At 33.2% G+C, this 21271-nt stretch carries 16 protein-coding genes; 10 read left to right on the top strand and 6 right to left on the bottom strand.

What is annotated here, in order from left to right:
- Positions 1-189: 189 nt before the first annotated feature.
- The 3 genes from D1606_RS08635 to D1606_RS08625 all read right to left on the bottom strand — a co-directional run bounded on the left by D1606_RS08635 (position 190) and on the right by D1606_RS08625 (position 3089).
- Positions 190-870: a nuclear transport factor 2 family protein gene (locus tag D1606_RS08635; protein ID WP_119415610.1), complete on the bottom strand. Its 681-nt coding sequence runs from the start codon at positions 868-870 to the stop codon at positions 190-192.
- Between the two features lie 360 nt (positions 871-1230).
- A complete protein-coding gene (locus D1606_RS08630) occupies positions 1231-1905 on the bottom strand; it encodes a response regulator transcription factor (RefSeq protein ID WP_119415609.1) in 675 nt (224 codons plus the stop codon).
- 17 nt (positions 1906-1922) lie between these two features.
- Complete coding sequence (locus D1606_RS08625; protein WP_119415608.1) at positions 1923-3089, bottom strand: sensor histidine kinase; 1167 nt, start codon at positions 3087-3089, stop codon at positions 1923-1925.
- A gap of 191 nt (positions 3090-3280) precedes the next feature.
- On the opposite strand from D1606_RS08625, the gene D1606_RS08620 reads away from it, so the two are divergent.
- A complete protein-coding gene (locus tag D1606_RS08620) occupies positions 3281-3916 on the top strand; it encodes a YigZ family protein (protein ID WP_119415607.1) in 636 nt (211 codons plus the stop codon).
- A 148-nt stretch (positions 3917-4064) separates the two neighbouring features.
- Positions 4065-5231 (top strand): LCP family protein, encoded by a 1167-nt coding sequence (locus tag D1606_RS08615; RefSeq protein ID WP_119415606.1) that lies wholly within the window; start codon positions 4065-4067, stop codon positions 5229-5231.
- A 581-nt stretch (positions 5232-5812) separates the two neighbouring features.
- Here the strand turns inward: D1606_RS08615 and D1606_RS08610 are convergent.
- Entirely contained in the window at positions 5813-6850 is a 1038-nt protein-coding gene (locus tag D1606_RS08610; protein ID WP_119415605.1) for a glycosyltransferase family 4 protein, read from the bottom strand.
- 902 nt (positions 6851-7752) lie between these two features.
- On the opposite strand from D1606_RS08610, the gene brnQ reads away from it, so the two are divergent.
- The 7 genes from brnQ (at position 7753) to D1606_RS08570 (ending at position 17346) form a co-directional block, all read left to right on the top strand.
- Positions 7753-9072: a branched-chain amino acid transport system II carrier protein gene (gene brnQ, locus D1606_RS08600; RefSeq protein ID WP_119415603.1), complete on the top strand. Its 1320-nt coding sequence runs from the start codon at positions 7753-7755 to the stop codon at positions 9070-9072.
- 392 nt (positions 9073-9464) lie between these two features.
- Positions 9465-11033, top strand: a complete 1569-nt coding sequence (locus D1606_RS08595; RefSeq protein ID WP_119415602.1) for an FMN-binding glutamate synthase family protein — start codon at positions 9465-9467, stop codon at positions 11031-11033.
- Between the two features lie 745 nt (positions 11034-11778).
- Positions 11779-12486 (top strand): DUF2225 domain-containing protein, encoded by a 708-nt coding sequence (locus D1606_RS08590; RefSeq protein WP_119415601.1) that lies wholly within the window; start codon positions 11779-11781, stop codon positions 12484-12486.
- Complete coding sequence (locus D1606_RS08585; protein WP_119415600.1) at positions 12479-12835, top strand: hypothetical protein; 357 nt, start codon at positions 12479-12481, stop codon at positions 12833-12835. The genes D1606_RS08590 and D1606_RS08585 overlap by 8 nt, the downstream gene beginning before the upstream one ends.
- Positions 12836-12865: 30 nt before the next feature.
- Positions 12866-14557: a methyl-accepting chemotaxis protein gene (locus D1606_RS08580; protein ID WP_119415599.1), complete on the top strand. Its 1692-nt coding sequence runs from the start codon at positions 12866-12868 to the stop codon at positions 14555-14557.
- A gap of 272 nt (positions 14558-14829) precedes the next feature.
- Positions 14830-16110, top strand: a complete 1281-nt coding sequence (locus D1606_RS08575; RefSeq protein ID WP_158582344.1) for a C40 family peptidase — start codon at positions 14830-14832, stop codon at positions 16108-16110.
- Positions 16111-16584: 474 nt separating this feature from the next.
- Positions 16585-17346 carry a C40 family peptidase gene (locus tag D1606_RS08570; RefSeq protein WP_119415597.1) on the top strand — a complete coding sequence of 254 codons (762 nt, stop codon included), beginning with the start codon at positions 16585-16587 and terminating at the stop codon, positions 17344-17346.
- Positions 17347-17683: 337 nt separating this feature from the next.
- Here the strand turns inward: D1606_RS08570 and D1606_RS08565 are convergent, their stop codons facing one another.
- Together D1606_RS08565 and D1606_RS08560 are read right to left on the bottom strand one after the other, a co-directional pair.
- A complete protein-coding gene (locus tag D1606_RS08565) occupies positions 17684-18334 on the bottom strand; it encodes a methyl-accepting chemotaxis protein (protein WP_158582343.1) in 651 nt (216 codons plus the stop codon).
- Between the two features lie 186 nt (positions 18335-18520).
- On the bottom strand, positions 18521-20065 hold the full coding sequence (locus D1606_RS08560) for a S1C family serine protease (protein WP_158582342.1): 1545 nt from the start codon (positions 20063-20065) through the stop codon (positions 18521-18523).
- Positions 20066-20451: 386 nt separating this feature from the next.
- Here D1606_RS08560 and D1606_RS08555 point away from each other — a divergent pair, with 386 nt between their 5' ends.
- The gene (locus tag D1606_RS08555; RefSeq protein WP_119415594.1) at positions 20452-21180 is read left to right on the top strand and encodes a WecB/TagA/CpsF family glycosyltransferase; all 729 of its coding nucleotides are present in this window, start codon (positions 20452-20454) and stop codon (positions 21178-21180) included.
- Positions 21181-21271 lie beyond the last annotated feature (91 nt).

Genomic DNA, 21271 nt, shown 5'->3' with positions numbered 1-21271 from the left:
CTACCTAGTTTTACATTTTATAATATATCGCTATGAATGTTAAATGAAAAATATCCCTAGATTATAAGTGTTACTGATTTTGTTCTATAAGTCAAATATGTAAAACATATTTTCATTGTATAAATATATCTATTATAGCTACAAAAATGGAATGCAAAGGAGAAACCTCTACATTCCATGAGTAGTCACTTATTCTTTTGTGCCCATTACGTACACTGCTGAAATTCCCCATTTACCATTTTCCTTCGCCATCACTGTAACTTGGTTTAAAGGTTGAGTAAATGTTTGGTCATCTTGCTTCACTGTTGTTTTTATATTCGCAAAAACTTCAGCATAATTTTCTTTATATTTTTTCAATGTTACATTTTTGGCTGTTCTTTTAACATCGTAATCCTTAAAGGCTTGTTTGGTATAATCAATTTCTTCATCATAGTTAAAGCCTTTTGGATTTTTTGATAAAGTTTTTCCATAACGATTGATGTCCTTATCATTAAAAGAATTAATATATTCGTCAAAAACTGCTAAGATTGCTTTCTTTTCATCAGCTGGGACTGATTTTGCTTCGTCTACTTTACCATCCGAGTTTAATTCGAAACCAACTTTTTCATCATCAGTTGTAGTAGCATCCGTTGTTGCTTGATCATTTTTGTCAGCACTAGATGAATCAGAATTCGTTTGTTCTTCGCTTTTATTTGTTGTTGAATCTTGTTTTGTATCTGTGATTCCATGATTGATGGAATTATTTTGTGATGAATAATCAGTATCTTTTGCAGAGCCAGAGTTGTTATCTTTAGCACTATTGTCGTTGTTTCCACAAGCTGTAAGCATTAAGGCACATACTCCAATCAATGCTATCTTTTTGAAAATCATTCAATACCCTCCTACATTCTCTTTGGAACTAGAATACCCATAATTATTATAATTCATAATATCTATTCATTTTTTAGACGTAATAGAAAGAAATAAGTTTCTATGTATATTATTGGATACTATTTTCAACTCATTCTACAATTAGTATAATCCAGAATGTATTTGTATGTCATTGAAAGTGGAAAAGCGACAGAAATATGTAAAAAAATATTGAGTTTTGAATAAGATCAACAAACTTAGTTTATCAGAGCTGATCAAATTAAAAACGTTCACAATAGTTTTCCACTGTATAAAAAGTAAAAAAGCTAGAGCAACGGTTATAATTCCAGTTACTCTAGCCTTATCAAGATATAAATAAAATTATCGAACTTCTACCCAACCATTTTTAATAGCTGTTACAACTGCTTGTGTACGGTCGTTTACATTCATTTTTTGAAGAATGCTTGATACATGGTTTTTAACGGTTTTTTCGGAAATGAATAGCGTTTCACCGATAGCTCGGTTACTTTGACCATCTGTTAGTAGTTGAAGTACTTCACATTCACGCTTTGTAAGTAAGTGGAATGGACGACGAATTTCTGTTTGGTGGAATGAGCCTTTATTTTCACGTTCACTTAGGCGACGGTATTCAGCAACTAAATTTTTTGTTACTTTCGGATGTAGGTATGAACCACCAGCAGCCACGATTTTAATAGCTTCTACGATTTCATCTGCATCCATTTCTTTTAGCATATAGCCTAGTGCGCCAGATTTCAATGCATGTGAAACATAAGATTCATCATCATGGATTGAAAGGATAATTACTTTTGCATCAGGGTATTTTTCTAAAAGTTCAGCAGTAGCTTCCACACCATTTTTTTGTGGCATATTAATATCCATTAATACTACATCTGGTTGATATTCATTATAAAGACGGATAACATCTTGACCGTCATCACCTTCTGCTACCACATCAAAAGAATCTTCGAAATCTAAAATTCTTTTGACTCCTTCACGGAATAGTTGGTGATCATCTACAATAACAATTTTCGTCATGAAAATTTCCTCCTAAATTAGTTCGTTTTTTTATAGTTTTTTTGTTGTCCAATAGGGATTATAAAAGTAATGTGGGTGCCTTCGTTTTTAACTGAAGATAGCTTCATCTCTCCGTTAAGCAGTTCGACTCTTTCACGCATTCCTATAATACCAAACGAATTTCTTTTGACAATATCAGTATCGAATCCTGAACCATTATCCTTAATAGTAATATTGACGTGTTCTTTAAGCCACTCAAATTTCACCCATACATCATGGGATTTACCGTGTTTAATAGCGTTGTTAACACATTCTTGAACCAATCTAAAGATTGCTACTTCGTAATTTGTACCTATGCGAATAGGCTCACCAATCGAATTAAAATGTACATTGCTATTTTGTTTATATTCTTCAACAGTTTTTAAATATTTCTTTAAAGTCGGTACAATACCTAGGTCGTCTAAAGCCATAGGCCTCAAATCATAGATAATTCTTCTGACCTCATGTAAAGCATCGCGAACCATATCTTTTAACTCTAATATTCCCTGAAGCGCTTCTTCAATGCCTCTTTCTTTATAAGTACGATTGATTAAATCAGTTCTCAATAATACATTGGCTAACATTTGTGCTGGGCCATCATGTATTTCTCTTGAGATTCGCTTTCTTTCCTCTTCTGTTGCTTCGATAATTTTGATTGTGTAATCTTCTTTCATCTTAGCATTCTCAAGTGCTGGGCCAATATGCTTAAGGTCAAAAGTTAGATAATTTAGAACTACATTCACTTGATTGACTAAATGATCAGCTCTTTCAATTGTATCAAGTAAGCTTTTCATACGTCTTTCTAAATCGTCTCTTTTTTCTCTCAGTTGTTTTTCTTCAGCTTGGAGAATAGAGTAGCGAATTTGTATTTGGTTTGCTTGGTCATAAACTTTGTGAATTTCTTCTTCTGAAAATATCTTGAAATTCTTGGATACTTCAGCTAGTCGTCGTCTCGAAAGTCTAGATTTAGCTTCTAATACATCGTTTTCAGATATTAAATTCTCTATTTTATAACGAACTTCCTCTAATTCTAATTTCATTTCATCAAAAGTTCGTCGACTTTGCTCACTAATCGTAAAGATGTCATTTTTTGATTCATCTATCGTTTTTACCATACGATTGAAGATCAGATCTAATGATTTCAAATCAATTTTATCATTTATCATTCACATCACCCTTACACTTTGTGCTACATTTAGAATAAATAATACTTATTAAAATTATACACAAAAATATATCTTTACTACTGTGACCCTAAATTTATTATATCATTTATCCGACCTGAGACTATTAAATTATGATGTCAATACGATGTCAAAGGTTTCATTATATAATACCTAGTAAGAAGGAGTTTACCATGAGAAAAAATTATTTAACACTAAAAACCCTTGGAAACAGTGAAATTATTATCTCAAAATCAAGATTTATCGCAAATTGTAAACGAGTCGAAACTGAACAAGAGGCACTTGATTTTATACAATTTATAAAAAAAGAGCACTATTCAGCTACGCACAATTGCTCAGCTTATTTAATCGGAGAACATGACCAAATTCAAAAAGCAAACGATGATGGTGAGCCAAGTGGCACAGCTGGCGTTCCCATTTTAGAAGTATTAAAGAAGCAACACTTAAAAGATACAGTAGTTGTTATTACACGCTACTTTGGTGGCATTAAATTAGGAGCAGGAGGATTAGTCCGTGCCTACGGAAAAGCAACTACTGCTGGAATTGATGCTAGTGGTGTTGTCGAAAGACGTCTTCATCATCTTATGAAGGTAACTGTAGAGTATGTTTGGTTAGGGAAACTTGAAAATGAAATTCGAAATTCTTCCTATATTTTAAATGATATAAATTACGCAGATCATGTCGAATTTTATGTCTTTGTTCCAAAAGAAGAAGAAACTCCATTTACCGAGTGGCTTACAAATATGACAAATGGACAAGCTATTATAACAAATGAAGACATGTTATTTTTAGAATTTGACAAAAAATAACTAAAAATTAATTTTACTGATTCAATTCTCCATAGTATAATTAAATTCGCTACACGAAATGTAGCAACTTTATTTTAAAAAGAGCGTCAAATACACTGTGTCAATACAATTCTGTAGATTAGTATTCCTAAATTAGAGGAGATTATATATGACAAATTCAAGAGTACAAGCGAAAAAGGAGAAAAAGTCCCTTAAAAAGAAAAAAAAGAAACATCCCGTCTTAAAAACCTTTTTAGTTCTTTTAATATTAGCAGTTATAGCGACCGGGTCATATGCCTTTTATCTTTTCAAACAAGGTGAAAAAGCAGCAAACAAAGCTTACGATACAAGTAATACCCGAGAGAAATCTGCTTTGAGAGAAGAAAAAGTTGAACCATTAAAAGATAATATCTCAATACTTTTTGTTGGTATTGATGATAGCGAAGCTCGTGAACAAGGTTCTGATCATTCTCGTTCAGATGCCTTAATGCTTGCCACTTTAAACAACAAAGATAAATCAGTTAAATTACTAAGTATTCCACGTGACTCCTATGTTTACATTCCTTATGTAGGTCATGAAGATAAAATCACTCATGCACATGCATACGGTGGGACACAAGCAACAATTGATACAGTAGAAAATTTATTAAACGTTCCTGTAGATTACTACTATCGTTTAAACTTTGATGCATTTATCGAAATTGTCGATGCACTTGGTGGTATTAAAGTTAACGTACCTTATGCATTACATGAACTTGATGAAAACGACAAACGAACAGTCAACTTAAAACCTGGTAAGCAATTACTCAATGGTCGTGAAGCATTAGCACTTGCACGTACGCGACATCAAGATAGCGATATCAAACGCGGAGAACGCCAACAGATGATTTTAGAAGCTATTATTAAAAAGGCATCATCCGTAACATCATTAACAAAATATGATGATATATTAGCTGCAGTCGGCAACAATATGAAAACGAACATGACTTTCGATGAGATGAAATCACTTGCCGCTTATATTAAAGGTGGTATGCCAAAAGTTGACTCACTATCTTTAAAAGGTTACGACGATATGTCAACTGGCGTTTACTACTACAAATTAGATACAAATAATCTTGCTGAAATCAAACAAACGCTTCAAAAACATTTAGGTTTAACTGAAAATGACTTAAACACACAAGATAATTCGACAGACGGTACTCAGACAGATACGAACAACAGTAGTAGCGAATATAATTCCAGTCAACAATCTAGTTCTTATAGCGGTTCTGGTAGTACTTATAGTGGATCTGGTTCTAGTAGCAGTTACAGCTCAGACTACAATTCGAATAATTAATCTAATGATAACGAATAATAAGCATCTAATAGTTTTTCTATTGGATGCTTTTTTATTTATGGTTCGGTTCTCTTTTTGAACTGAGGTTTTTGAAGACGTAAATTGCTGTAAGGGCGAATACAATTTAAAATGGAGCGAATAAACGAAGCGAGAGAGCGAATAAAATCACAGAAGGAGCGAATAAAACTACCGAGAGAGCGAATAACGTTAGAAAATGAAGTTACTCGGTGAAAGCAACATAGATGAAGGGATTTATTTCTTTTTAGAGGAGGTTTATTTCTTTTTTAAAGGGTTTTATTACCTTTTCAGAGGCTTTTATTTCTTTTTCAGCAGTGTTTATTTCCTTTTCTGATGCTTTTATTTCCCTTCAAAGTCACTCCCCTTTCAGAGGTATATTTAATTCTATTAAGATATTAATATTTAAAATATTTTGAAATTATCCACAATCCCACAGCTTTATCCACATTATCCTCTACCATCACTGATGAATTGGTCAATCTCCATCCAATACTTATCCACAAAATAAAAAAGAGTGTAACTAAAAGGTCAAAACTTTTAGCACACTCTAGTATATTTTAAGATTATTTTTTTCGAACAAGGTTTAACAATGGGCGATAATTTTGTCCAGCTAGTCCAATCACTTCGACAAATAACTCAATTACTACAAGAATTACAGTGATGAGAAGAATTGCTCCCCAAACTTTTGCCATTGAGAATGTAATTGCTGCTAACCCGAACATTGCAGCGATCCCATAAATAAGTAATACTGTTTGGCGATGAGTAAAACCAATACTCATCAAGCGGTGATGCAAGTGAGATTTATCTGGGCTAAATGGTGGTTGTTTGTTTAACAAACGACGCACAATAGCGAAGAAAGTATCTGAAATTGGAACACCTAACATAACAATAGGAACAACTAATGAAACAAAAGTTACGTTTTTAAATCCAAGTAAAGCTAAAACAGAAATCATAAATCCAAGGAACAAAGCCCCGGTATCACCCATGAAAATTTTCGCAGGGTGGAAATTATAAAATAAGAAACCACATGTACTTGCTGCAAGAATCAAAGCCATCACTAATACAAAAACATTACCCATTATGAATGCCATAGCTGCAAGTGTGATTAATGCAATTGTGGAAACACCGGCTGCAAGGCCATCTAATCCATCTATTAAGTTAATCGCATTCGTAATACCAATAATCCAAATTAAAGTTAATGGAATGCTTAAATAACCAAAGTCTAATTTTCCGTCGAAAGGTAAATTGATAAAGTCAATTTGAACACCACCAAAGAAAATAACGATTGCAGCGGCAACAGTTTGCCCAATCAATTTAGCTTTTGGAGAAATTTCAAGCATGTCATCAAGGACGCCTGTCACGATAATAACAAAGCCTCCGATTAAAATGGCAATCATTGATTTATCCATAGGTTGTGCTACAACTATACCAATTAGAAAAGCTAAGAAAATAGCTAATCCACCAAGTCGTGGCATAACATGATCGTGCACTTTACGATAGTTTGGTTTATCTACTGCACCAATTCGAAATGCGAGTCGTTTAACAAGCGGAGTCAAAAGAATTGAAGCGACAAAGGCTACAACTAATGCTAGGTAATTCATATATTACCCATCCTCCTTATAAACTCTACGTATATTAATAAACGCGCAATAAAAAACGCATTCAAATGCTAGTTATCATTGAATACAAAAAGTATTATAGCATGATTTCTAGAAAATAACACTCTCTTTCAAGTAATTTGTTTGTCCATCACTATAATCATACTATTTAAATCTTACTCTAATAAAACACAAGAAATGCTTAAAAGGTTGCATCAAATTTTAAGTTTTATGCAATTCTATGTGTTTAACAACTTTACATATATGATTATAGAGCCAAATTACGAATATGACACAACCAATTTTTACTATGAATCTGACTATTTAATCATTACTTTTTATCGAATTCACACTTGGCTGAATTATTGCACATAAAAATCTCCTAACACATCTGTTAGGAGATGAAATTATGTAAATTTAATAACATTCTATTGACTGGATTATTAACGAAGAGCAGTTTATTCGCTCTTTCCTATGGTTTATTCGCTAATTTGGGGATTTTATTCGCTCCTACCTTCGTTTTATTCGCTCTTTTTTGAATTGTATTCGCCCTTACAGCAATTTAAGTCACGAATCCTCAAACATTTCTCGACTTTGGTCCACTTCTCTTCATATCAATCCATTATTAAAATAATCTTTACACCCTCTTCATAATTTATTCATTCTAAATTTTCTTTTATTTTAGAATATTTAACTTAATTAATATAAATTTTCACTTTTTAAATAAAATTTAAGGTTCCATTATAGACATATTCATGTTAATCTATTCAAGTACCTTTTTAAAACTGTTGTAATTAGAATTTTCAGATAACAACGAATATTTAATCACCTTATTCCAAATAGCGTAATAATTTCATATAAATTACTAGAGATTACACGCAGAACATTATAAAAGGAGTCTTATTATGCAAAATCAACATCTTTCTCTTTGGGAAAAAATATCGGTTGGGTTCATGCTTTTCGCATTATTCCTAGGTGCCGGTAACATTATCTTCCCTCCTCTATTAGGACAACAATCAGGCGAACATTTTGTTTTAGCTATAATTGGTTTTTTAGTAACTGGTGTAGGTCTTCCATTATTAGGGGTTATTACAGTTGCCAAATCAGGCGGTGAATTACAAGATATGGCGGGCCGTATTAGTCCACTATTCGGTGTAATCTTCACAGCAATTGTATATCTTGCGATTGGACCATTCTTCGCAATGCCTCGTACGGGTACAGTTTCTTATGAGTTAGGTGTTAAACCTTATTTGTCAGAAGCATCTGCAGCATCATTTTGGCCATTATTAATCTTTTCAATCATTTTCTTTGCAATTACTATGTTCTTCGCATTGAACCCAAGTAAGTTAATTGACCGAGTAGGTAAAATTCTTACTCCTGCACTTTTAGTTGTTATCGCTGCACTTGCTATAAAAGCAATCGTGACACCGATGGACGGAGCTGGAAAAGCAGTCGGTAAATACGTATCAAATCCATTTGGTGAAGGTTTCGTTCAAGGTTACTTAACAATGGATTTCCTAGCAGCATTAATCTTTGGAATTGTCATTGTAGAAGCATTAAAAGGTAAAAATATTACGCACAAACCAACAGTTGTGAAAACAACAATTTTCGCTGCATTTATCGCTGCAGCTGGACTAGCTCTTGTTTATCTTTCTCTTGGTTATATTGGTTCATCAAGTTTCCAAACAATTGGTGCATTCGACAACGGTGCTGATATCATTACAAAATCTGCAAACATCCTATATGGTCAATTCGGTAATATCTTATTAACAGCTGTCATTCTACTAGCTTGTTTAACAACATCAATCGGCTTAATGACTGCATCATCTGAGTTCTTCCATAAAATCTTCCCTTCTATTTCTTATAAAGGATGGGTATGGGTTTTCACGATTTTCTCAACTTTCGTAGCAAATATCGGGCTTGAACAATTGATCACCATCTCTTTACCTGTACTACTTGCTATTTATCCACTAGCAATTGTTCTAATGGTCTTAACTCTTGCTGCAAAATGGTTCAATGATGCACGTGCTGTTTATATTACAGCAATGATTTTCACAGCTTTAGTAAGTATTTACGATGGTCTTAAACAAGCTAAAATCACTTTTACTGGTTATGAAAACTTCTTAAACCAAATCCCACTATACTCTACAGGGATTGGCTGGCTAATACCTGCTCTTATTGGTGCAATCGTAGGTTATGTCATTTCATTGATGCAAAAAAAATAAATTACACAACCAATAAATTTTAAATAGAAAAAAAGACTGTAAACACACTCCAATTAAGAGTAGTTTACAGTCTTTTTCTTTTATAAATTAAGATTAGACACCAATCCGCTTAAGTCACATATATCTAATTATAGAGGTACATCCCATATTCAATCTCTACACTTACACTCTAAGGTTGAATTTGTACCAGATTTAGGGTAATCACACTATTCTTTAATGGGTATAAATCTTCTGTTTAAAGTAAGCGTTTTCAAGTGTTTTCTTTAATAAATACACTTTTTAATCTAAACACTTGAATCTATCTCGAATTGTGATATATTTAATACGCAATTGAGATAGATTCATAAATTTGACACAAAGTTTGATTAATGAGGCTTTTCGGAGGTTTAAAAATGATTTCAACTATTTTATTAATTTTAATTACTATTTTTGTTATTATTCCTGCAATATTAGTATTTACTCTATATGTATTAGACCGTAAGCAAAAACAACATGCTATTTTACGGAATTTCCCGGTTCTTGGTAGAATGCGTTACATGACTGAAAAAGTCGGTCCAGAACTTCGACAATATTTGTTCGATGATGACCATAAAGGTAAGCCTTTTAGTCGAGAAGACTTTTTACATGTCGTATTACCTGGGAAATACTTAGGTTCTGTCATAGGATATGGTTCAAAACGTAATTTTGAAGAAGCAGGTTTCTATATTCGTAACGCTATGTTCACAAAACAAGTAGAAGAAATGCGTGTCGATCAAAGTCAAACTGTAGATACTCAAAAATATGTGATTGATTCTGATGGATTGTTTAATCGTAAAGAACATACAGAAAAAGTTACAGTTAAACCATGGCTGCTTCCTGAAGAAGATGCCATTGTAATTGGACCAAATTGTCGTGAACCTTTCCACGTACGTAGTTTAGTCGGTCAATCTGCGATGAGTTATGGTGCACTAGGAAAAAATGCTATTACCGCTTTATCAAAAGGTATTAGTATGGCAAAAGGATCTTGGATGAATACTGGTGAAGGTGGTATCTCAGATTATCATTTAGCTGGTGGTGCAGATATAATCGCCCAAATTGGTTCAGGATTATTTGGTTATCGTACAAAAGACGGAGAATTTAGCTTTGAATTACTAAAGGAAAAAGCGGCGATTCCTCAAGTTAAAGCATTCGAGTTAAAACTAGCGCAAGGTGCAAAAACTCGTGGTGGTCACGTAGAAGCAGATAAAGTTACGGAAGAAATTGCGAAAATCCGTAATGTCGAACCACACAAAACTATCAATAGTCCAAACCGTTTCCATCAATTCAATGACTTCCCATCACTATTTAAATTTATCGACCAAGTTCGAGAAGTCGGCGGTCTTCCAGTTGGTATTAAAATTGTTATTGGTAGTCCTGATGATGCAGAAGCTCTTGCTTCTTATATGAAAGAAACAGGTAAAGGTCCAGACTTTATCACAATCGATGGTGCTGAAGGCGGTACAGGTGCAACATTCCAAGACTTAGCAGATAGCGTTGGTCTTCCTATTCACTCAAGCCTTGTTCTTTTACATGATGCCCTTATTAAATACGGTGTACGTGACCGTGTGAAAATTATCGCTTCTGGTAAAATTATTACTGCAGACCGTGCTGCAGTCATTCTTGGCTTAGGTGCAGATCTTATAAACGTAGCTCGTGGATTTATGATTTCAGTTGGATGTATCATGGCACAACGTTGTCATACGAACGAATGTCCAGCTGGCGTTGCAACAACTGATCCTAAATTACAAAATGGTCTTATTGTTGAAGAGAAAAAATTCCGTGTAACTAACTACATTATTACTATGCGTGAAGGTCTATTTAGAGTAGCTGCAGCAGCTGGTTTAGACTCACCAACCAAATTTAATAGCGAACATATTGTTTACAAGGACGATTATGGTCGCGTGTATAAAGTTGAAAATTTGAAAGAAAAACAAATAAGTTAAGATTACTAGATTAATATATAAATATTTATATAGAAGAAACGCCTCTGCATGATGATATTGTAGAGGTGTTTTCTATATTCATACTTCTATTGATTTCATACGGAAATATACCTAATAGAATTGTTTTACTTTTTTACAACTTGCACATTGTTACATTCAAAAAAATATTGTCCTAGATGTTTCGAATTTTATTATTTTGGCTATGCTTGTACTATAGTGATTTTGCTTATTTGATTTCACTATCCAATTGTTATTGCTTATTTCTAACTTTGAAATAAAAACTCTATAAACACGGAACAATTAACCTCCTCAGCTCTGCAAAGTACCGCCAATCCCCTTGTTTGCGGTACTTTGCGATTTCTTATAAAGTCTCCTCTTATTTCTCATTAATCAATAGATAAAAAGTATATTTTTAAATAGTTATAATTTCCCCTTTTAATCATAACTTCATAAACTAACAACAACCAAAGATTTACAAATTAATTCTTTTGTTTTATAATACACATTACCTTTATACTACAAATTGTAATATATTATCATTGATATTTGACTAAATAAATATGATAATATAGTAAAAAATAATCATTACATACTCAATGAATTTGTTTATGTAATTTATATTATTCTCGGATTTCACTATAGATATAATTACAATTTAAGGATGTCTGAACTCACTAGGCTGCTAGGAACAGTTGGTGGGTAATACTGCCCTGTCCGTTATTGTAGGATAAAGGAGATGTTTCAAGTGGGATTTAATATATATTATTACGAAAGTAAAATTGAATGCTGTTGTTGCAAAAAAAAGTTCACGACTTACAAAGTACGACCAAATCGTTATAAAGTAGTCGATCAAGATACTGATTTTATGCCTATTTATGAGGGATTAAATCCGATACTATATGAAGTCTCTGTTTGCCCTCATTGCGGGTATGCTTATCACAAATCAATGACACGTACTTTTGGACCTTTCATGCAACTTATTAAAGAAATATATATTAAAGAATTGCAAAAACCGATGAATATTTGCGAAGTGCGGTCACTTGAGGATGCTATTGCTAGCTTTAAGTTAGCTTATTTAGTGTCAAGAGCTTCTATGGAGGAGCCTCTTATTATGGCCAATTTTGCGATAAAAATTGCATGGCTATACAGATTAAAAAAAGATTCACAATCTGAAATGCGATATCTTCAAGCAGCTAGAGAATTTTACAGTAAATCTTTTGCGTCCAATAAAGAAGGCGAAGAAAAGCTTCAATATTTGTATGCCGAACTAAGCCTTCGTATAGGGGATATTGAGGAAGCGAAAAAAGGATTTTCTCAACTGATTTCTGGAAGAGACGTTTCTGCCAAATATCAAAAAATAGCGCGTAATCGTTGGGAAGATTATAAATACAATAATGCGATTGATCATAGCAAACTCATATTACGAGCTAAGGGAGAGATTGAAGATGTTTAATATGAAAATTCAACCGGATGCAAATGAGGATGTTATTTTCTCTGAAGTTGTTCATTTTTTACTGAGAAAAAATAATCGTATTCTATCTAATGATGAAGTTATTGAACGAACAGGGATTCCGCCAGAATTAATCTACAAATGGGTAAAAACAGGTAGATTAAAAAATAGTCTTTTCCCTAATCTTGGCGCACCATGTGAAAGATGTGGAAGAATAACGAATCACGCTAAAATCTGTAGACACTGCGCAAACTCTATAACTAGTACACTTGCACAAGAAGAAAAAGATAAAATCTGGTTTAATAAAATCCAAAAGCCAACCCACAGAGCAAATGCTTATCGTTATAAATAATAGATTAATATATAAACTAGGAGTGACTACATGAAAATCCGTAGTATGATTAAATACTCAATAATCATCGCAGTTATATTACTTATCTTAACTACTTTAAGCATTGGGCATTTAGGAAAAAGTTTATCTGAACAAACGAATGCATTTAATATTAACCAACAGGATGGACAAATTGCTATAAAATTAATGCAAAACATTGAAGCAAAGTCATCTAATATCCGTACATACACAGAAACAGAATCTAACCGTTCTTTACGAGCTTATCAACGAGAAGAAAAAGAAACGCTCGATACTAATAAGACGCTCAAACAACTAAAAAATCACCACCTACCAAAAGAAACATTAGCCTTAGCCGAATATGCACTTCAACAATCGGCTCATCTAAAAATGATTGAAGAACAAGCTTCTTTACTAATGCAAAAAGGAGAAACAGATAGAGCCAAGGATTTACTTTATGGAAATGAATATAGTCTTTTAAAAGATAATGTCAATAATTCTGTTTCAAATTTTGATAAAGCTCTTTCTTCATGGACATTAAAAAAAGTAGAACAAGCGAATAATAATGTCCAAAATAGTGTAATTGTAACTTCGATTATAGTAGCTCTTGTACTGATCTACTTAGTTATGCTCCTTTTATTATTAGCGAAGAAGATTCGACCTTTAAAAAATATGACAACCTTAGCATCTGAGATTGCCAACGGAAATCTAACCTTAGATTCTTTAAATAACCATTCAAAAGATGAGATTGGTCAGCTTGCAGAAGCATTCAATAACATGTATAGCAATTTAAAACAAATCATTAAAACAGTAAAACTAACGAGTGAGCAATTAGCTGCCTCTTCCGAAGAGCTTTATGCTAGTACAGAACAAACAAGCTCTGCCACTAAACAAGTGAGCGAAAAAATTGACCAACTCGCATTGGATGCTAATACTCAAATGGAGTATGTACTAAACGGCACTAATTCTATGAATCTTGTTGCAGACCAAGTTGCTTCCGTTGCTGAAACAGCAACGATGGTCTCGAATTCTGCCACAGTAGCTACAGATAAGACCGTCTACGGAGGAAAAAATCTCGAATCAACTGTAAAGTTAGTGAAGGAAATTCAAAGTTCCATTGAAGCAACTCAAAACTCACTGATTGAATTAGCAGGTAGCTCTCAAAAGATTAATACTATGGTAACAACTATTACGGGTATCTCAGATCAGACTAACTTATTGGCACTAAATGCAGCAATCGAAGCTGCACGTGCTGGCGAACACGGAAAAGGGTTTGCAGTTGTTGCTGATGAAGTACGAAAATTAGCAGAAGAGTCCACTCGTTCAGCAAATGAAATTCGCGAAACAACTCTAGGTATCCACCAAAGTATGAACAAAACAGTCGAGCAGATGCAAACAGTAAATGATCATGCAGAACTTGTCTATAAAAGTATTCAAACTACAGGAGCAGCATTCCGGGATATCTACGAAACTTCTTTGACTCTATCAAAAGATATCCAAGAAGTATCTAACGTAACAGTAGAAATCACTGCAGCTTCCCAAGAAACCGCAGCGTCACTGGAACATGTTAATACGATTTCACAAGATACAAATGACAAAACACAGCATATTGCAGGTTTATCTGAAGAACAACATGCAATCATTGAGGAAATTACTGCTTCTATTGAAGAATTAAGTAATATGGCTGATTCTTTAAGTAAGAGTGTTCAATTATTTAAATTATAGTAAACGATTAAAAGAGTGCTAAATCCAACCAAAATAGCACTCTTTTTTCTATATTTAGACAGTAAAATCATTAATAATGCAAATTACGACAAAAAAACAGTAATTTTGATAGTGATTTTAACCTATAAAAGATTCAAATATACAGTATTTTTTAATTATATTTCTATCAAATTTACCCTTTTTTATATGAATATTGTTTTATTTTCTGTTTTTATCTACAATGTAGATAGCAAAAGCCTGTACGTTCAAATCCAACTAAAGGAGTGATTTTTGTGAAAAAAGCTGTATGTTCTGTTCTAGCAGTAGGAGCTGCTGCATTTGTCCTTAACTCTCAAGACGCACAAGCAAGTACCTATACATATAAAGTGAAAAGCGGAGACTCTTTGTCTTTAATCGCTCAAAAAACAAATACAACAGTATCTAACATTAAGAAATTAAACCATCTCTCTTCCGATGTTATTTACGTTGGACAAAGTATTAAAACGAGTAGCAAAGCTATTACAAAAGTTAGCACTACTACTTCCAATAAAAATAAGACAACACTTGCAACTACATATAAAGTAAAGGCCGGCGACTATTTAGCTAAAATTGCTGCTCAACATAATATTACTTTGTCTTCTCTTATGAAAGCTAATGGACTAAAGAACGACAAAATATATGTGGGGCAAACTCTAAAGATTCCTGGTTCGTCAACCGTAAAAGTAGCAAGTACTAAAACAGTCAAAGAATCATCTAGCTCTACGAAAAACGTAAAAACAACTACATACAAAGTAAAGGCTGGCGACTATTTAGCTAAAATTGCTACGAAATATAAAGTGACTATTGAAGCTATTGAAAAAACAAATAAAATAAAAAATAAGATTATTTATGTTGGCCAAACATTGACAATACCTGTCAAAGGAACTTCAAGCACCACTTCTAATAGTACACAGAAAAAAGCAACCGCTTCTACATCAACTTCAAAACATACGGTTGTCGCAGGGGATACGTTATCTACCATCGCAAACAAATATGGAGTCACAGTTACTCAACTAAAATCATGGAACGGCTTAACATCCAATCTAATTCGTGTAGGACAAGTATTAGCAGTTAAAAATACAGGTAAAACGAGTCAACAAAAAAAAGAAAATACAACTGCTGTTTCCAATCCTACTGTTGGTCAACAATCATCATCAAAGGTTGTTAATACAGCTATGAATCTAGCACTTTCTTTCCAAGGTGTTCCTTATGTATGGGGAGGTTCTTCTCCAAGTGGTTTTGATTGTAGCGGTTTTATCTACTACGTTTATAGTAAAGCGGGATATAGTAATATCATCCGAACAAGTGCTGCTGATTACGAGGCGAGATCTTATTATGTTTCGACACCTAAAGCAGGCGACTTAGTATTCTTTAAAAACACGTACAAACAAGGAATCTCACATTTAGGAATATATATCGGTAATGGTCAATTTGTTCATGCCGGTGGAGACCAAGTACAAGTTTCTTCTGTCAACAATTCATATTGGAAAAGCCATTTTGATAGTTATAAACGATTCTATGATTTAAAATATTAATTTATTAAGTGTCAAACTAGGATAAAAGAAGCTTAGCTAATGGTAAATCCGAACTATAATGAGGAATTTTATCTAAATTTTCTCATTCGTTTGAATTTTCCTTTTTTAATTATTCCAACGAGTCTATTTCGTAAACACGTACTTTTACCCTTTGTAACAATATGTAATATTATAGTTATTTGCTAGTAAGATACCTTTATAAACGACATAAAGGTATCTTTTTCTTATGTAAAATTACGTCATAGACCCATTTTCTTTTATCAATTACTGCTATTTTTAGGACAAATAATAATGAAATATCCCAGTAAAATCGGAATCTATGATACTTGTTACATAACTGTAATATAACTGTAAATGAAATTGCATTGTCTTCTATTCATATTTTCTATAAAGTTATATTTGTAAATATAAAAAATTTGAAAACAATCGTTTAAATAGTTATATAAAAAATCGTTAAATAGTTGGAGGAATTAGATGAATAAGAAATCATTATTAACAGCAATCGCTGCAAGTACTTTAGCATTAACAATTAGCTTTGGACATGTAAAAGCTGCAGAAAACGACGAAACAGCTTCTACTAAAGTAGAAAATGTCAAAACTACTAATGAAGTAGAAAAAGATATTACAAAAGTATCTAATTCTACAGCAATTAAAATTAGCGGAAAATATCATGTTACTGCTAGTTCCTTGACATTACGTACTAGCTCTTCTACAAGTTCAAAAGCTTTAGCGTATATTGGTAAAAATAAAACTGTAACAGCTAAATATAAAAAAGTTGTAAACGGAAAAACTTGGTTCAAGGTGACAGTACAAGGTAAAACAGGCTGGATGTCAGCTGCATATCTTAAAAAAGGTGCTGGTGTTAAGAAAACATCATCAGAAGTTGGTTTAAGCAATATCGTAAGTACAGGTAAAAAATATCTTGGTACTCCTTACGTATATGGCGGTACTACTCCTTCTGGCTTTGACTGCAGTGGTTTTACTCGTTATGTTTATGCTAAAAATGGTATCTCTTTACCACGTACAAGCCGTGCACAACGCGCTGCTGTAAAATATACGAACAATCCTCAACCTGGTGATTTAGTATTCTTCAACGTTGGTGGCGGTGCTATTACACACGTTGCTATTTATGCTGGAAACGGTATGCTAGTACATGCTGCTGGTACACATGTTCAATATCAAACAATGAGCACTTACTGGAAATACTACGTACACAGCTACGGTACAGTTCGTTAATCTAATCTTAAAAATCAAACTTCCAACTATTTAAACATCTAATATGAACCCCTAAATAAAAGACTTTTGATAAAGTCTCTTATTTAGGGGTTTTATTTATAGATTCATATTTCTTATCGTTTTTATCGATTTAGTTATTGTTCTTTTTCATTATTTGCATGACGTATTTTTACTTTGCAAATCACTTAGTAGTAACTCTCCTACTGATATTATTCAACCTTTTTATAGCTATTGTACTTTTTCACTTTAAGCTATTTTCGCTGCACAATTATGTTCTGAAGCTTATTAGGGTTAGATATATTGATATTCAATAGAGAGTTCTCAACCTCTTATAAAATTAAAGTTTAAACAATCTTACTTGTTGATGTAGTTTTGTAGCTAAATTAGCTAATTCTTCTGAATCACTAGTTAGGTCATGCATCGAACTTGCGGTTTGTTCCAATGTAGCAGTTGTTTCTTCTATACCTGCAGATGACTCTTGAGAAATAGCAGCAATATCGTCAATTGCTGTATTGATCTTAATCGATGAATCGGTCAAGTCATTTAAAGTATTTGCCACATCTTTGATATTATCATTCATACTAATAACCGCTGTGTTTATTTTATGGAATGTTTCTTCTGTTTGAGTTATTTGATTTGTCCCTTTATTTACTTCTTCATAACCAGATTGTAATGATCGTGTTACTTGTTGTGTCTCATCTTGAATTTTCTCCATAATTTCAGAGATATCTTTGACCGAGTATGATACTTGTTCAGCAAGTTTCTTTACTTCATTAGCAACTACGGCAAAACCTTTTCCATTTTCTCCAGCTCGTGCTGCTTCAATCGCTGCATTCAAGGCTAATAGATTGGTTTGATCGGCAATTTCGTTAATCACTTTAACTAATTTTGATATTTCTTTTGACTGTCCACTTAGTTTTTCAACCTTTCCAACTGCTCCTAATACAATTCGATCAATTGCCTTCATTTGGGTTGTCGAAGCGTTCATTAATTGGCTACCTTCTCTAGTAAGAATTTGAACCTGGTTGGAATAAGTGCTCATTCTTTTACCTTTTTCGTTCATAGGTATAGAGGGATTTTGAACATTGCAGTTATAAAAAGAGGGGGTGACCTGTAAGTTTTCTACTTACGGGTCACCCCCTTTACTCCTTTACCCACAAAGAATGATGTTTTCTTATTGTGGGGTCATTTCATTATTAGTTGATATATCTACATCTGTGTTGCTGGTACTTCTATCTTGTTTATTTTTTTCTTCATCAACACTTTGCTTTTTAATAGGTTCTTTTTTCTCCTGCGTTGTTGTATTGGTATTGTCGCTGTTTACATTAACAGGTTTTTTCTCAGGCTCAGTTACACCCGTATCAGGGCTTTCAGGGCTTGTTTGTTGTTGTCCATCATCAGATGAAGCAGTAACTTTGATATTCGTAAATTGATAATCACCATAATCATCAATGACGATTGTGTAGATAATTGTTTCATTTAATTTATGTTCTTGTTTTGTTGCTTTATCTGTATAAACAAATGTTGAGTTCACTTCTACTGTTGCATATTCATCGGTAATATTTATATTACCAATAGTATGTTGTAAATTTTTATATTTCTTTTCGCTAGTAGAGTAACTTTCAATCATTTTTTGTGCAGTGTTAATCGCACTACTTCCTGGCATTATATAGGTTTCATAATAATTTTGGGATTTGTTTTTAATCGCATATGGGAACAGTTCGTAATAACCGTCAACATACTGTTCAATCAAATCTTTTCCTAAATAAGCTTCTTCTTTATGATTATCTTCAAAATCAGCATCATCTTCAATATCGATTTTGACATCTTTGTTTGACCAATTGGTTATGAGTGACATAACTTTACTAATCGGAATAGCATAACCAATTTCAGGTTGGTCTGTTAGAATAATGGAGTTAATTCCTATTACATTACCTGTTTGGGCGTTAATTAATGGGCCGCCACTTGAACCAGAGTGTAATCGTGCAGTCATTTCATAAAGACCACTGTACGTATATTCATCTGTAAATTCAGCACCAATACTTGTGATTTTACCTTCTGTTGCAGTACCGCCTTTGTTATTAGGGCTACCAATTGCAATAACAGGTGTGTTTACCCTTGCCATTGCTGTATCTAAAACAAGTGGGTCCTTTCCGGCTAATTCTGGCACTCTAATCAAGGCAACATCTGTTTTATTAGAAATACCAATTACTTGTCCTCGAAATTCTTGACCATGTTCATTTGTGACAAATACATAAGAGGCATCTTTTGCTACGTGGGCATTTGTAATAATGTCCCCTTTTTTATTGAATAAAAATCCTGAACCTTGTTGTAAATCTGTATAAACTGTATATACTTGCGTTTTAGCATTTGCAATAATAGCAGATGTATCATTTTTAGGCATGCTTACATCTGTAGAATCTTTTGTTGTTGTATCCCCATCGCTATTAGATGGAACGTCATTCGTCACAGTTCCTTCTGAACGTGATGAAGAACCGGAGTCCTCACCTGACTTATCCGAGTCTTTTTCTTTATTCGGTTCTTTCTTCGTTGTTTTATGGACATTTTGAACTTTAATATGATCATTATCATTTGCTGCTTTGTCATTCTTTGTAAGGAGCATATATGCACCCGTAATAACTGCAATTAACAAAATAATGGAAACAGCTATTCTTTTGATGGATGCTTTCTTAGGTTGATATCTTCGATTATTCGTCACTTCACATCCACTTCCATTCGTAAAAATTTTTATACTATTATATATAGACGGATAAAGCATACCTAAAGTTTCAAAAATGGATTTAATAATTAAATTCCAATCAATTTTCACAACGTTTATCATAGCATAAATTCATTAGAATAGAATGAGAAATTGTGAATTTTGTTTAGAAAAATGAACTTTTTTTACAAAACACCTTCATGCATAATTTTCTTCTAACTTTAGTTTTTTCAACCTGTTATATTTTAGCTAATTCTCCGCGTTATAATGAATGAATATTTGTTATACTTGAAGATTTTATCCCTCAATGGTACTTCGTTTGAAGAAAAATTTTTATAGTATATAATAGGTAGAAATATAACTTATGGACGCAGAAAGGTTCGATTATGAAGAAGATAGATGTTTTAGGGATTCCTGTAGTAGATACTACAAAAAGTGAGTTTGTAGATCATATTGAAGATGAGTTGTTAAACGGAAAGACCCCTATTTGTATTGTAACTGCAAATCCCGAAATTATTATGCTCGCAAAAGAAAATAAAGTATATGAAGAATACTTATTGAAATCTAATTATGTTGTTGCAGATGGAATCGGTGTAGTCATTGGTTCAAAAATTCTTGGAACACCTTTAAAAGAACGAGTTCCTGGATATGAATTGGTACATGACTTTTTAAGAACATCTAAAGAAGGACACAATCGCTTCTTCTTTTATGGCGGGAAACCAGGAATCGCGGCTCAGGCTGCTGAAAAAGCAAAGGTTTTATATCCTCATATTAATATTGTTGGAGTTGCAGATGGCTATGGGGGCGATGGCAATGGAGATGAAGTTGCTGAAAAAGCCGCAGCATTAGATCCAGATTTTATCTTTGTAGCGCTTGGTGCTCCAAAACAAGAAGAGTGGATCGCGGAACACCGCCATCAATTTTCAAATACCGTTATGATGGGGGTCGGTGGAAGCTTTGATATATTATCAGGCAATATCAACCGAGCTCCAGAAATCTTCCTTAAACTTAATCTCGAATGGTTCCATCGTTTAATCACCCAACCAACTAGATTTAAACGGATGTTGAAGATTCCAAAGTTTTTGATTAAGGTATGGAAATCAAAGAAACAATAAACTCAAATTGTTGCTTCTACTAGATTATTTACAATCATGTAATACCATTTCCATAACAAACTTAAAAGAGCCCCTGCTAATGCAGGGGCTT

The sequence above is a fragment of the Rummeliibacillus sp. POC4 genome (assembly GCF_003576525.1).
GTDB lineage: Bacteria > Bacillota > Bacilli > Bacillales_A > Planococcaceae > Rummeliibacillus.
The sequence above is the reverse complement of the archived record's forward strand: the minus strand, read 5'-3'. Positions and strand labels throughout refer to the sequence as shown.